At 65.9% G+C, this 12,738-nt stretch carries 12 protein-coding genes and 1 tRNA gene; 7 read left to right on the forward strand and 6 right to left on the reverse strand.

What is annotated here, in order from left to right:
• The first annotated feature begins 12 nt into the window (after positions 1-12).
• Entirely contained in the window at positions 13-1,101 is a 1,089-nt protein-coding gene (locus O6X71_RS08405; RefSeq protein WP_353465435.1) for a Gfo/Idh/MocA family protein, read from the forward strand.
• Positions 1,102-1,189: 88 nt separating this feature from the next.
• On the opposite strand, the gene O6X71_RS08410 is transcribed toward O6X71_RS08405, so the two are convergent.
• Positions 1,190-1,264, reverse strand: a tRNA-Thr gene (locus tag O6X71_RS08410).
• Positions 1,265-1,353: 89 nt separating this feature from the next.
• Here O6X71_RS08410 and O6X71_RS08415 point away from each other — a divergent pair.
• Complete coding sequence (locus tag O6X71_RS08415; RefSeq protein ID WP_254686153.1) at positions 1,354-1,491, forward strand: hypothetical protein; 138 nt, start codon at positions 1,354-1,356, stop codon at positions 1,489-1,491.
• Here O6X71_RS08415 and O6X71_RS08420 read toward each other — a convergent pair.
• On the reverse strand, positions 1,484-3,283 hold the full coding sequence (locus O6X71_RS08420) for an aminopeptidase P family protein (protein WP_353465437.1): 1,800 nt from the start codon (positions 3,281-3,283) through the stop codon (positions 1,484-1,486). The genes O6X71_RS08415 and O6X71_RS08420 overlap by 8 nt on opposite strands.
• Before the next feature lie 484 nt (positions 3,284-3,767).
• Here O6X71_RS08420 and O6X71_RS08425 point away from each other — a divergent pair, with 484 nt between their 5' ends.
• Positions 3,768-5,822: a S9 family peptidase gene (locus O6X71_RS08425; protein ID WP_353465438.1), complete on the forward strand. Its 2,055-nt coding sequence runs from the start codon at positions 3,768-3,770 to the stop codon at positions 5,820-5,822.
• Positions 5,819-6,211 (forward strand): acyl-CoA thioesterase, encoded by a 393-nt coding sequence (locus tag O6X71_RS08430; RefSeq protein ID WP_093398525.1) that lies wholly within the window; start codon positions 5,819-5,821, stop codon positions 6,209-6,211. The genes O6X71_RS08425 and O6X71_RS08430 overlap by 4 nt, the downstream gene beginning before the upstream one ends.
• 148 nt (positions 6,212-6,359) lie before the next feature.
• Here the strand turns inward: O6X71_RS08430 and ppc are convergent, their stop codons facing one another.
• The 3 genes from ppc to O6X71_RS08445 form a co-directional block, all read right to left on the reverse strand.
• Complete coding sequence (gene ppc / locus O6X71_RS08435; RefSeq protein WP_353465439.1) at positions 6,360-9,035, reverse strand: phosphoenolpyruvate carboxylase; 2,676 nt, start codon at positions 9,033-9,035, stop codon at positions 6,360-6,362.
• A gap of 104 nt (positions 9,036-9,139) precedes the next feature.
• Positions 9,140-9,514 (reverse strand): EF-hand domain-containing protein, encoded by a 375-nt coding sequence (locus O6X71_RS08440; protein WP_333929088.1) that lies wholly within the window; start codon positions 9,512-9,514, stop codon positions 9,140-9,142.
• A gap of 25 nt (positions 9,515-9,539) precedes the next feature.
• A complete protein-coding gene (locus tag O6X71_RS08445; protein WP_056052248.1) occupies positions 9,540-10,106 on the reverse strand; it encodes an HNH endonuclease in 567 nt (188 codons plus the stop codon).
• Positions 10,107-10,195: 89 nt separating this feature from the next.
• Here O6X71_RS08445 and gluQRS point away from each other — a divergent pair, with 89 nt between their 5' ends.
• Positions 10,196-11,029 (forward strand): tRNA glutamyl-Q(34) synthetase GluQRS, encoded by an 834-nt coding sequence (gluQRS, locus tag O6X71_RS08450; protein WP_353465441.1) that lies wholly within the window; start codon positions 10,196-10,198, stop codon positions 11,027-11,029.
• A gap of 310 nt (positions 11,030-11,339) precedes the next feature.
• On the opposite strand, the gene O6X71_RS08455 is transcribed toward gluQRS, so the two are convergent.
• The gene (locus tag O6X71_RS08455; protein WP_353465442.1) at positions 11,340-11,690 is read right to left on the reverse strand and encodes a DUF3147 family protein; all 351 of its coding nucleotides are present in this window, start codon (positions 11,688-11,690) and stop codon (positions 11,340-11,342) included.
• An 83-nt stretch (positions 11,691-11,773) separates the two neighbouring features.
• Between O6X71_RS08455 and O6X71_RS08460 the strand changes: the two genes are divergently transcribed.
• Positions 11,774-12,004, forward strand: a complete 231-nt coding sequence (locus tag O6X71_RS08460) for a twin transmembrane helix small protein (protein WP_056052241.1) — start codon at positions 11,774-11,776, stop codon at positions 12,002-12,004.
• 148 nt (positions 12,005-12,152) lie between these two features.
• Positions 12,153-12,737 carry a cob(I)yrinic acid a,c-diamide adenosyltransferase gene (locus O6X71_RS08465; protein WP_353465443.1) on the forward strand — a complete coding sequence of 195 codons (585 nt, stop codon included), beginning with the start codon at positions 12,153-12,155 and terminating at the stop codon, positions 12,735-12,737.
• The last annotated feature ends 1 nt before the right edge of the window (position 12,738 follow it).

Consider the following 12,738-nt stretch of genomic DNA (forward strand, 5'->3'; position numbering starts at 1 on the left):
GGGAATGACAGCTTGGTAGCCACGATCAGATACGGCGTCGTCGGAACGGGCATGATGGGCGTCGAACACCTTCGAAACCTGGCGATCCTGCCCGGTGCCGAGATCGTCGCGATCGCTGATCCGGTCGCGACCTCGCTCGATTGGGCGACCGATGCGCTTGGCGACCGCGCCGCCAATGTCGCACGATTCGACAGCGTTGAGGCCTTCGCAAAAGGCGCCGACGTCGATGCGATCGTCATCGCCTCGCCCAACAAAACGCACCGCGACGTGCTGGATCGGCTGTTCGACATGGACGCTGCGATCCTCTGCGAGAAGCCGCTGGCGACGACGATCGAGGACGCCCGCTGGATCGTCGACCGCGCTGCCGTTCATTCGAAGCCGTTCTGGACGGGGATGGAATACCGCTTCATGCCCCCCGCCGCCGCGTTTATCGAACAGGTCCACGCAGGCCGCGTCGGCCGCCTTCAGATGCTCTCGATCCGCGAACACCGCTTCCCTTTCCTCCCCAAGGTCGGCGACTGGAACCGCTTCTCTGCCAACACCGGCGGCACGATGGTCGAGAAATGCTGCCATTTCTTCGACCTGATGCGGCTGATTGTCGGATCCGAAGCGGTCCGCGTATATTGCTCGGGCGCAATGGACGTGAACCATCTCGACGAACGCTATGACGGGCAGCGCCCCGACATCATCGACAACAGCTTCACGACCGTCGACTTCGCCAACGGGGTGCGCGCGATGCTCGACCTCAGCATGTTCGCCGACGGTGCCGAGAACCAAGAGGAGATGTCCGCCACCGGCGACGCCGCCCGCCTCGACGTGCTGATCCCCGCAGGCGAACTCGTCTATTCCCCCCGCGTCGGTTTCCTGAACCCGAAGCAGGTCGAGCGTGCGCACGTCGCCGTAGACCCCGCCGCCAAGGCCGCCGGCTCGCACGAAGGCGCGACCTACTACCAGCACGCCGCCTTCGCCGCAGCGGTCCGCGGGGAGGGATCAGTCCAGGTCACCGCGGAGGACGGCCTGCGCGCCGTCGCGATCGGCACCGCCGCCGAGATCAGCGCCCGCGAACACCGCGTCGTGACGATGGCCGAACTCGGGCTCTAGAACGTTCGCGGAAGCGTCAATACAGACCCCGGCGGAAGTCGGTGTCCCCGCAGGGGATGCTTGTCACGACGATCAAATGTTGAAAAAATGGTGCTGCCGGTGAGGATTGAACTCACGACCTCAGCCTTACCAAGGATGCGCTCTACCACTGAGCTACGGCAGCACTCGCTGGCATCGCTGCCGGCGGAGTGGGGCTAAGAGACGAGGGCGGGGCGGTTGTCAAGCTGTCCCACCACAATGTAGGGCGAAATTATGGATGACCGGGATCGAAAGGCGGCGGAAAAGGCCGAGCGCATGGCCGCCGCGCTGCGCGAGAACCTGCGGCGGCGGAAGGCGCAGGCGCGTGCTGTCAGCGCCGCGCCTGCGACCGAGGACGACCCGCTCAAGTAAGCGGTGCGCATTTGGCGGCGAGCCAAGCGCGATCCTCCGTGTCGGTCATTTCGGGGGTGAGGACCGCCAGCACCTGTGCGTGATAGTCGTCGACCCATTGGCGTTCTGCTGCGGTCAGCAGTGTCGGCTCGATCAGCGTGCGCTCGATCGGGCAGAAGGTGAGCGTCTCGAAGCCCAGCATCTCCCGGTCGGCGCCGGGAATGGCGCGCGGTTCGATCAGGATCAGATTCTCGATGCGGATGCCGTATTCGCCGGCCTTGTAATAGCCGGGCTCGTTGGAGAGCATCATGCCGGCACGCAGGGGCTCCATCGCCGCGCCGCCGGGATAATTGGGTGAGGCAATCCGCTGCGGACCCTCGTGCACCGCGAGATACGCGCCGATGCCGTGGCCGGTGCCGTGGCCGAAATCGAGGCCGGCTTCCCAGAGCGGGCGGCGGGCGAAGGCGTCGATCTGGCCGCCCATCGTGCCGTCGGGGAAGACCGCGGTAGCGATGCCGATATGGCCCTTCAGGACGCGGGTGAAGCGGTCGCGCATCTCTTCGGTCGGTTCGCCGATCGGCATCACGCGCGTCACGTCGGTGGTGCCGTCCGCATATTGTCCGCCGGAGTCGATCAGATAGAGCTGGCCGGGTTCGATCGGCGCGCTCGACTCCTCGGTGACATGGTAATGCGGGCTCGCGCCGTGCGGCCCGGTCGCCGAAATGGTGTCGAACGAGGTATCCTTCAGCAGGCCGGTCTGTTCGCGGAAGGCGAGCAGTTTGGCGGCGGCGCTGAGTTCGGTTTGCCCGCCCTTCACGCACTCGCTCTCGACCCAGCGCAGGAAACGCGCGAGTGCGGCGCCGTCGCGGGCGGAGGCGGCACGGTGGCCGTTTATCTCGACGGGGTTCTTGATCGCCTTGGCGAGCACGACGGGATCGCGCAGCGGCAGGATCTTCGCGCCGCCGGCCTGGAGCGCTTGCGTGATCGCGGCGACCGCGCGTTCGGGATCGGCGGCGACGCGCTTGCCGGAATAGGTGCCCAGCGCAGCGGCGAACGCGGTGCGATCATGAAGGCGGACCGCGTTGCCCAGATGCTGGCGGACCGCGTCGTCGAGCTTGTCGGGCGCGACGAACAGGTCGGTGGTGCCGTCCGCGCCGACGATCGCGTAGGACAGCGCGACGGGCGTGTGATCGACGTCGCCACCGCGGACGTTGAGCGCCCAAGCGATCGAATCGAGTGCGGACAGGATGACCGCGTCGGCATTCTGCTCGGACAGCCAGTCGGCGATCTTCGCGCGCTTTTCGGCGGACGAGGCACCGGTGAACTCGTCCGGCTGGACCGTCAGCTTGGCCGGCGAGGGGGCGGGGCGATCGGTCCAGATCGCATCGATCGGGTTGACGTCGACCGCAACCAGCGTCGCGCCACGGTCGGCGAGCGCGGTGGTGGCGTCGGCGACCCAGGTCCCGGTGTGCAGCCACGGGTCGTAACCGATCCGACCGCCCTCGGGTGCATGCTTGCCAAGCCACGCGGCGGGGCTGGTTTGCGGCACGGGCTCATAGTCCCAGTGCGCACCATCGACCTGTTCGCGAACCTGGATCGTGTAGCGCCCGTCGGTAAAGATCGCCGCACGGTCGGCCAGCACGACCGCCGTGCCCGCTGATCCGCCGAACCCGGTGAGCCAGCCGAGGCGCTGCGCGTAGCCGCCGACATATTCGCTCATATGCTCGTCGGTGAGCGGAATTACGAAGCCGTCGAGGCGGTCTGCTTGGAGCTGGGTGCGGAGGGCGGCGAGGCGGTCGGTCAGCGGGGGCATGTCTTGGGTCTCTCGTTGGGGCCGAAGTTCACAAAGTTCACAGTCTGGCGAGGTTGCGATGCGCGTCCCGTTGGTATTGCAGCGGGGTTTGCCGGGTCATGCGGGGCGTTGTGGCAGAAACGCGGTTTGTAGGACAGCGGCGAGGGGCGACACCTCGCCGGACGCACGTTCGCTAGACGAGCGAACCGATTCTACCGACCCCCTTGTTCTCCCGCGAAGGCGGGAGCCCAGTCTGGGTCCCCGCCTTCGCGGGGAAACACGTTTGGTGCACGGGCGCTTACACCAGCTATCACCACCCCGGCGGAGGCCGGGGCCCAATTGGAAAGGTCGCAGTAACTGCGCGCGATCCTCCGTTATTGCCGTCCCCCAATTGGGCCCCGGCCTTCGCCGGGGTGGTGGCGTGGGAGTGGTGCGCGGTTTCTATCGATCGCTCGCAAACGCCACAGCGTTTGGCATCCACACCCTGCACGGCTAACACACCGGCATGACCACGCCCCCCATCGCCGAACAGCGCCCGCACAGCTTCACCACGCATGGCGTGACGATCGAGGATCTCTATGCGTGGCTGAAGGATCCGAACTATCCGGAGGTCGATGACGCCGACGTGCTCGCGTATCTCGCTGCCGAGAATGCGTATTTCGAAGAGCAGATGGCGCCGCACGAAGCGCTTACCGACACGATCTACGAAGAGATGAAGGCGCGTATCAAGGAGGACGAATCCTCGGTGCCGCAGAAGGACGGCGATTGGCTCTACTGGACCGCGTACGAGACCGGCGGGCAGTACAAGAAATGGTGGCGCAAGCCAGTGGCCGGCGGTGACGACGAGCTGTTGCTCGACGAGCCGGCGCTGGCGGAGGGGCATGAGTATTTCCGGCTCGGGGCGTTCTCTATCAGCAATGACGGGCGCTATCTCGCCTATGCGATCGACGACAATGGGAGCGAGCGGTTCGAGGTTCGGGTCAAGGACCTGGATACCGGCGAGCATCTGCCCGACGTGATCCCGGGGATGCTCAGCGAGATCGTCTGGACCGCGGACGATGCGGGCTTCCTGTACGGTCTGGCGAACGAGCAGTGGCGGACGGACAATGCGCGGTTCCACCGGTTGGGGACGCCGATCTCCGAGGACGTCGTGCTGTTCCACGAGGAAGACGAGGGTTTCCGCGTCGGGGTCGGCGAGACGAGTTCGCGGAAGTGGATCGTGATCGCGACCAGCGACCATGTGACCAGCGAACTGTATCTGCTGCCGGCGCACGAACCTCTGGCCGTGCCGATCCTCGTTTCGGCGCGGAAGGTGGGCCGCGAATATGATGTGGACGAGCATGACGGGACGCTGTTCATCCATACCAACGACGTCGATCCGAATTTCCGGCTTTGCACCGCGCTGGTCGAGGAGCCGGATGCCTGGAGCGAGCTGATTCCGGCCTCGCCGCATTTCTACATGACCGGGGTCGAGTGCTATCAGGACTTCTTCGTCGTCGATGGGCGCGAGGACGGTCTCGATCAGATCGCGATCCACCGATACGAGACGCCGACCGAGGGCAAGCGGATCGACTTCCCCGAGGCGAGCTATGTCGCCGGGCTGGGGGACAATCCCGAATACGACATGACCGTGCTGCGGCTTGGGTATGAGTCGATGGTCACGCCTGGCACCGTGTATGATTACGACGTCGATACCGGTGAGCGGACGATGCTCAAGGTGCAGGAAATCCCGAGCGGCTACGACGCCGCGAAATATGCGACCGAGCGGCTCAAGATCGCCGCGCGGGACGGGACCGAGATACCGGTCTCGATCGTGTATCCGGCGGGGTTCGTGCGCGACGGGTCTGCGCCGTTGTTTCTCTATGCGTATGGCGCGTACGGCTATGCGATCCCGCCGGGCTTCTCGACGGGCCGCATGAGCCTGCTTGATCGCGGGTTCGCCTATGCGATCGCGCATATCCGCGGCGGCGATGATTTGGGCCAGCAATGGTATCTGGATGGCAAGCTCGAGAAGCGCGCGAACACGTTCAACGATTTCGTCGATGTGGCGAAGGCGCTGGTCGACGCGCAGTGGACGTCGGCGGGGAAGATCGCGATCGCGGGGCGGTCTGCTGGCGGCGAGCTGATGGGGGCGGTGGTCAATTCGGATCCCGAGTTGTGGGGTGCGGTGATCGCGGACGTGCCGTTCGTCGACGTGCTGAACACGATGCTCGACGAGAGCCTGCCGCTGACGCCGGGCGAGTGGCCGGAGTGGGGGAACCCGATCGAGGACGAGGCTGCGTTCGAGCTGATCCGGTCGTATTCGCCGTATGACAACGTGAAGGCGCAGGCTTATCCGCCGATGTTCATCAGCGGCGGGCTGAACGATCCGCGCGTGACCTATTGGGAGCCGGCGAAGTGGGCGGCCAAGCTGCGGTTGATGAAGACCGACGACAACGTGCTGTTGCTCAAGACCAACATGGGCGCGGGGCATGGCGGCAAGTCGGGGCGGTTCGAGTCGCTGCGTGAGGGCGCAGAGGAGCACGCGTTCGTGCTGTGGCAGCTGGGCGTCTCGGGGTGAGCCGGTTCACGCTCTCGATCACGGCGCAGGACGCGGATATCGACGAGCTTGGGCATGTGAACAATGCGGTCTGGGTGCAGTGGATCCAGGCCATCGCGACTGCACATTGGGAGGCGGTGGCGCCTGCTGAGCATAAGCTGGCCTATGTGTGGGTCGTGACGCGGCATGAGATCGATTACCGCGGGAGTGTGGTCTCGGGGGAGACGGTTGTCGGGGAGACTTGGGTCGAGGGGGCGCCTAAGGGGGCTCGGTTCGATCGGCATGTTCGGTTTGTCGGGGACGATGGGCGGGTGAAGCTGGAGGCGGTGACGACCTGGGCTTTGCTGGATCGTGCGACCGGGCGGTTGATGCGGGTGCGCGAGGATGTCGCTGCGCCGTTTTACTCGTAATCCCTCTCCCCTCCGGGGAGAGGGAGGGAGCGACGTAGGAGCGGAAGGGTGAGGGGCGTGAGGCTCGGGACGTCCATCCCAACGCCCCTCTCCCTTCCCACCGCAAGTGCGGCGGGCCCCTTCCCTCTCCCCGGAGGGGCGAGGGAGTTTAGCCGCTGTTTCGCAGGGCTGTGGCGATTGCGTTGATGGATAGGAGGATGCCTTCGCCTATCCGCGGGTCGTCCTCGCCTGCTCGGCGGCGCTTGATCAGTTCGATCTGGAGGAGGTTGAGGGGCTCGATATAGGGGAGGCGGAGGCGGATCGAGGCGTCCAGCGCGGGGTGCTTTTCGAGCAGGCGCGACTGGCCGGTGACTTGCAGAAGCCCGTCGTGGGTCTGGTGCCAGCCGTCGCGGATCGTGGTGAAGATCTCGCGGAGTTTGTCGTCCTCGACTAGCCCGGCATAGCGTTCGGCGATGCCGATGTCGGACTTGGCGAGCACCATCTCCAGATTGGCCAGTGCGGAGGCGAACAGCGGCCAGCCTTGTGCCATGTCCTTCAACAGCGCCTTGTCCTCGAAATCGGCGATCGCGCGTCCTACCCCGTACCAGCCGGGGAGCATGACACGCGCTTGCGCCCAGCTGAACACCCAGGGGATCGCGCGGAGGTCTTCGATGCGGTCGGACTTGGTGCGGCTGGCGGGGCGGCTGCCGATTTTGAGGCCGGCGATCTCGGCGATCGGCGTCATCTGGCGGAAGAAGGTGCGAAAGCCTTCGGTACCGTAGACGAGGTCGCGATAGCTGTGGAACGCAGTGTCGCTGAGCTTGTCCATTGCCGCAGAGAAGCTTGCGTTGTCGGCATTGGAAAGGCGTTCGGGTTCGAGGCTTGCGAGCAACGTGGCCGAGGCGATCGCCTCGAGGTTGGTCATCGCGGCGTCGCGCGTACCGTATTTGGCGGCGATGACTTCGCCTTGTTCCGTGATGCGGATGCGGCCCTGGACGGTGCCCGAGGGCTGCGCGCGGATCGCGCGGAACGCCGAGCCGCCGCCGCGCCCGACTGCGCCGCCGCGACCGTGGAACAGCTGCATGCCGACGCCGGCGGCGGCGAAGACGGGCTTCAACGCGGTCGAGGCTTTCGAGAGCTGCCAGGTTGAGGTGAGGTAGCCGCCGTCCTTGTTGCTGTCGGAATAGCCGATCATCACTTCCTGATGGCCGCGCGCCTTCGAGATGGTCGCGATCTCGGGGAGCGCGAACCACGCGGTCATGACGGCGGGGGCGGCTTCGAGATCGCCGATCGTCTCGAACAGGGGGACCGCCATGATCGCGGCGGTCGGTGTTTCGCCGGGGCGGTAGAGGCCTACTTCCTTCAGGAGCAAATTCACTTCGAGCAGGTCGCTGACCGACTGCGCCATCGAGACGATGTAGTTGGTGATGCAGGCGGGGCCGTAGGCGGCGTGCGCGTCGGCGGCGGCCTGGACGATCGCGAGTTCGCCGGCGGTTTCCTCCGAATATTCGGCGAAGCGCGAGGTAAGGGGGCGGGCGTTGGCGAGTTCGCGGCGGAGCAGCGCGACGCGGGCGTCCTCGTCGAGCGTGAGGTAATCGTCTTCGACCCCCGCCACCTTGAGCAGTTCGGCGACGACGCGTTCGTGGACGGCGCTGTTCTGGCGGAGGTCCAAGGTGGCGAGGTGGAAGCCGAACGTCTCGACCGCGCGGATCAGCCGACCGAGCGCGCCGCCGGTCTTGAGCGCGATGCCGAGGCCGTGCGCGAGCGTGACGAGGTCGGCACGGAAGTCGGCGGGGTTCGCATAGGGTTCGCCGACGAGGCGGCCGGGGCGGGGGGCGTGCTTGCCCGTGAGTGCGTCGTGCGTGGCGGACAGCCGGGCGTAGATGCCGGAGAGCGCGCGGCGATAGGGCTCGTCGCTGCGGCTGGCGGCATCGTCGCCGCTGGCGTCGGCAAGCGCCTGCACCGCGGCGTCGGCGGGAGCGTGCTCGGTCGAGATCGAAAGTTCGGCGCCGAGTGCGTGGACCGCGTCGCAGTAGTAGCCGAGCACGGCCTCGCTCGCTTTCGACAGTGCGGTCCTGAGCGAGTCCGCCGTGACGTACGGGTTGCCGTCGCGGTCGCCGCCGATCCAGCTGCCGGGGCGCAAGAAACTAGGCGTGCGTTCGCCGAGCGCGCGGTCCCAGCGCTGGTAGAGCGCGGGGAGCGCGGGGAGGAACACATCGCGGAGATAGCTGAGCGCGGTGTCGACCTCGTCGGTGACGTAGAGGCGGTCGCGGCGGAGGACGCGGGTTTGCCAGAGCAGCGCGATCTGGCGGAGGATCGCGTCGTCGACGCTGTCGCCATCCGGCGTGGTGTCGCGGCCGAGATCGCGCAGGCCCATCAGCTCGGCGATGCGGTTGCGGTGGTCGATCATGCTCTTGCGCCGCACTTCGGTCGGATGCGCGGTGAGCACGGGAGCGATCAGCGCGTGATCGAGCAGCGTACGGATCTGGGCTCGGTCGATGCCTTCGGATTCGAGCTGCGCGATCGCGGAGGCAAGGTCGGCGCCGTCTTCCGCGGCGATGCCCTGGCGGTCCTCGGCGAGGTTGGCGAGCATCGAGAACAGCATGAAGCCGCGGACGAAATCGAGCGTCTCGTCGAGGTTGAGCTTTTCGAGGCTGAGATCGACCGCGCGATCGTCGCCGGGCTTGCCTTCGGAGGCGTCGCGGTGGCGCTCGACGGAGGCTTTCCGAATGGTCTCGGTGGCTGCGAACAGACGCTCGCCGCCATAGGCGCGGATCACGTCGCCGAGCAGTTTGCCAAGGAAGCGGATGTCGGAATTGTTCGCGATTGCGGGGAGGCTTGCCATGATCCCTGCTGCGCTGCGGCAGGGATCAGGTCAACAACGAACACCGTGCGACACGCGTAAATAGTCGCTTATTTAGTGCTTCGGGCGACAGATTATTGCACAAATCAGCGCTTACGCGACTCCGCGCGCTCTTCCGACGTGACCGTGCCGTCGTGGTTCAGGTCCATCTTGTCGAACCAGGCGAGCGTGCCTTCGCTCCACTCGATCGCGGTGATCACGCCGTCCTTGTTGCGGTCGAACGCCTTGATGCGGGCGTTGGGCGAGGGGAGTTCGTCCTTGGTCACCCGATCGTCGCCGTTGCGGTCGAGCGTGCGGAAACGCCGTTCCATGCTGGCCCCGAAATCGAGCCGTGACGTCACAGATGGCGGCACGAAGCCGACCGCGTTGGCGTCGGCCTGTGCGCGCTGCTCGTCCTTGTTGCCGCACGCGGACACCAGAATTCCCGTCGCGGCGAGCGCCGCTACCAGTTTCACCTGCATAGAATCTCCCGTCGTATCGATGCCGTCAGGCCTCGAGTTCGATGTCCCAATAGAGCCAGTCGTGCCACGTGTCGTGCAGGTAGTTGGGCGGGAAGCTGCGGCCGTGTTCCTGGAGATGCCAATTGGTCGGGCGGATCGCCTCGATGTGGAGCGGCATCGCCGCCTGTTTCGGCGTGCGACCGCCCTTTTTGAGGTTGCAGGGCGAGCAGGCGGTGACGACGTTCTCCCATGTGGTACGACCGCCTTGCGCGCGGGGGACGACATGGTCGAAGGTGAGATCGCGCAGCTTGCCGCAATATTGGCAGGTGAACTTGTCGCGCAGGAACAGGTTGAACCGGGTGAAGGCGGGAAATTGCGACGGTCGGACGAACTGCTTGAGCGCGATCACCGAGGGCAGCTTCAGCGCGAAATTGGCGCTGCGCACTTCGCGTTCATAGGTGGCGACGATGTCGACGCGGTCGAGGAAGACAGCCTTGACCGCGGTCTGCCACGGCCAGACGCTGAGCGGATAGTAGGAAAGCGGCGTGTAATCGGCATTGAGCACAAGCGCCGGACAACCATCCGGATGACGCATCAGATCGGGGTGAAACACGGCTCCTCCCACTCAGGCTTCGCAGAGCGCCCTATGGACGACAGCGATGACACCGCCATGACAGCACGCCGCGTGGCGGTCGGTCAAGCATGCTGAGCGACGGACCGGTCGTAACGCGGTTCGCGCCGAGCCCGACGGGGCGGTTGCATCTGGGCCACGCGGTGTCGGCGATCCGCGCGCACGACTATGCGCGGGAGCGGGACGGGCAATTCCTGCTGCGGATCGAGGATATCGACGCGACGCGGAGTCGGCCTGAATTCGTCGCGGGGATCTTGGAGGATCTGGCGTGGCTTGGGCTTCGGTGGGACTCGCTGGTGTTCCAGTCGGAGCGGTTGGCGACGTATGATGTTGCGCTGGAGCAGTTGAAGGCACGCGGGCTGGTTTACCCCTGTTTCTGTACGCGGGCGGAGATCGCGGCGAGCGCGTCGGCGCCGCAGGGGGATGTCGGGCCGGTCTATCCGGGAATTTGTCGGGGTCTGAGTGCGGACGAGGCCGCGGCGCGGGCGCATCTGGCGCATTGCTGGCGGCTCGACATGGCGAAGGCTGGGGCGATTACCGGCGTGCTTGCGTGGCATGATGCGATTGCGGGGACGGTTGTGGCCGATCCGCTGGCGCAGGGGGATGTCGTGCTGGCGCGGAAGGATGCGCCTGCGAGCTATCATTTGGCGGTTACCCTGGATGATGCGGCGCAGGGGGTGACGGACGTGGTGCGCGGGGTGGACCTGTTCGCGGCGACGGACGTGCACCGGGTGTTGCAGGCTTTGCTGGGGTTGCCGGTGCCGCGCTATCATCATCATCCGCTGGTGGTGGATGCGGCGGGGCGGCGGTTGGCTAAACGGGACGGGGCTTTGTCGCTGGCTGAGATGCGGGATGGTGGTGAGGATGGGGTGGCGTTGGCGGCTCGGGTGCGGAGTGGGGGGTGACCGATCCGCGCTGTCGATCATTAGCGTGGTGATCCGAGCAGGGTATGGCCGGAGACGGATCGTAGCCCGTGCCTCCTTGTTCTCCCGCGAAGGCGGGAGCCCAGACTGGGTCCCCGCCTTCGCGGGGAAACAATGAGGAGAGTGGGACATCCGTAATCTCGCACCACCCCGGCGGAGGCCGGGGCCCAGTTGGGAGACGTTGCCAACTGAGCGCTGCGCTTCGTTACTGCGACCTTTCCAACTAGGCCCCGGCCTCCGCCGGGGTGGGGGCATCTGCTGGGTGGCGTTCATCTCGCCTTTGGCGCTGCCGCTAAAGCTCGATCCCCAGCTTCGGCGCGGCCCAGGTCATCGCTGCGTACAGCGCGATCGTCAGGACGCACCCCGCCACCAGCGACACCCAGAACGGCACGCCGTGGCGGAGCAGTGCCGGGATCAGCAGGAACATCGGCAGGGATGGCAGGACGTACCAGAAGGTCGCGCCGGCGTGCGCGGCCATCGTCCGAGGGTCGGGCTTGTCGTGCCAGAGCCAGATCATGCCGAGCACCGACACCAGCGGCAGCGACGCGACCAACGCGCCGAAGCCGGGGTAGCGTTTGGCGATCTCCGAGGCGGCGGCGATAAGAATGCCCGAGATCAGAGCTTTCAGCGTCAAGTATAACATGCAGCATTTGCGCGCATCACCAGGCGATCCGCAACACTGTTCAAGCCATTGCTAGCGACAGCCGGTGCGCTTACATTCCGTTTATGAACACATTCCTCGTCATCCTCCTGATCGCGGCGATGATCGCGACCGTCGTGGCCCTGGTGCGGGGCGTCGTGTCGTTCCTGCAGGAGGGGACGGCGCAGGTTCGCGACGGCAACGGCCCGAGCGCGGCGTCGCTCAAATCGAATCGGATGATGCAGCAGCGGATCTTTTTCCAGGCGCTGGCGATCCTGATCGTTGTCGTGATCCTGTTCGCTGCGGGGCGGAACTAGGGTCTAACGCGCTTTCCTAACCACCGTCATCCCAGCGCAAGCTGGGATCTCGACGTTAGGCGGATGTCGCGAGCCACGAGGGATACCCCAGCTTTCGCTGGGGTGACGGACTTGTGGCACAGCATGGTCGGACAGAAGGAATCGACCGATGGTCAAGCTCAACAAGATCTACACGCGAACCGGTGACGACGGCACGACGGGGCTGGTCGACGGGTCGCGGGTGTCGAAGGCTAGCGCGCTGATGCAGGCGATCGGCGATGTCGACGAGGCGAACTCCGCCATCGGTTTGGCGGTAGTGGCGCTCAGCGACGATCCGCTCGCCGTGGCGCTGGAGCGGATCCAGAACGACCTGTTCGATCTTGGTGCCGACCTTGCGACCCCCGCCTGTGACGATGGATTCGCGCCTTCCGAGATGGTGTTGCGGATCGTGCCGGCGCAGGTCGAGCGACTGGAGCGCGAGATCGATGCGATGAACGTGCACCTCGCGCCGTTGCGGAGCTTCATCCTCCCGGGCGGATCGCCGCAGGCCGCCGCACTGCATCTGGCGCGCGCGATTTCGCGGCGGGCGGAGCGATCCGCGGTCTCGGCGACGCATGATATGCCGCTGAATCCGGCGGCATTAGCGTATGTTAACCGGCTATCTGATTTCCTGTTCGTGGCGTCGCGCGCAGTGAACCAAAACGGGGCCGGCGACGTTCTATGGCGACCGGGGGCTACGCGCGCGCAGGCGTGAT

The sequence above is a fragment of the Sphingomonas faeni genome, assembly GCF_040407505.1.
Taxonomy (GTDB): domain Bacteria; phylum Pseudomonadota; class Alphaproteobacteria; order Sphingomonadales; family Sphingomonadaceae; genus Sphingomonas; species Sphingomonas faeni_E.

What these genes read in the sequence shown, in the direction of transcription:
- O6X71_RS08415 (WP_254686153.1), top strand. Translation starts at nt 1,354, where the DNA reads ATGGATGACCGGGATCGAAAGGCGGCGGAAAAGGCCGAGCGCATGGCC.
- O6X71_RS08420 (WP_353465437.1), bottom strand. Translation starts at nt 3,283, where the DNA reads ATGCCCCCGCTGACCGACCGCCTCGCCGCCCTCCGCACCCAGCTCCAA.
- O6X71_RS08425 (WP_353465438.1), top strand. Translation starts at nt 3,768, where the DNA reads ATGACCACGCCCCCCATCGCCGAACAGCGCCCGCACAGCTTCACCACG.
- ppc (WP_353465439.1), bottom strand. Translation starts at nt 9,035, where the DNA reads ATGGCAAGCCTCCCCGCAATCGCGAACAATTCCGACATCCGCTTCCTT.
- O6X71_RS08440 (WP_333929088.1), bottom strand. Translation starts at nt 9,514, where the DNA reads ATGCAGGTGAAACTGGTAGCGGCGCTCGCCGCGACGGGAATTCTGGTG.
- gluQRS (WP_353465441.1), top strand. Translation starts at nt 10,196, where the DNA reads ATGCTGAGCGACGGACCGGTCGTAACGCGGTTCGCGCCGAGCCCGACG.
- O6X71_RS08455 (WP_353465442.1), bottom strand. Translation starts at nt 11,690, where the DNA reads ATGTTATACTTGACGCTGAAAGCTCTGATCTCGGGCATTCTTATCGCC.
- O6X71_RS08460 (WP_056052241.1), top strand. Translation starts at nt 11,774, where the DNA reads ATGAACACATTCCTCGTCATCCTCCTGATCGCGGCGATGATCGCGACC.
- O6X71_RS08465 (WP_353465443.1), top strand. Translation starts at nt 12,153, where the DNA reads ATGGTCAAGCTCAACAAGATCTACACGCGAACCGGTGACGACGGCACG.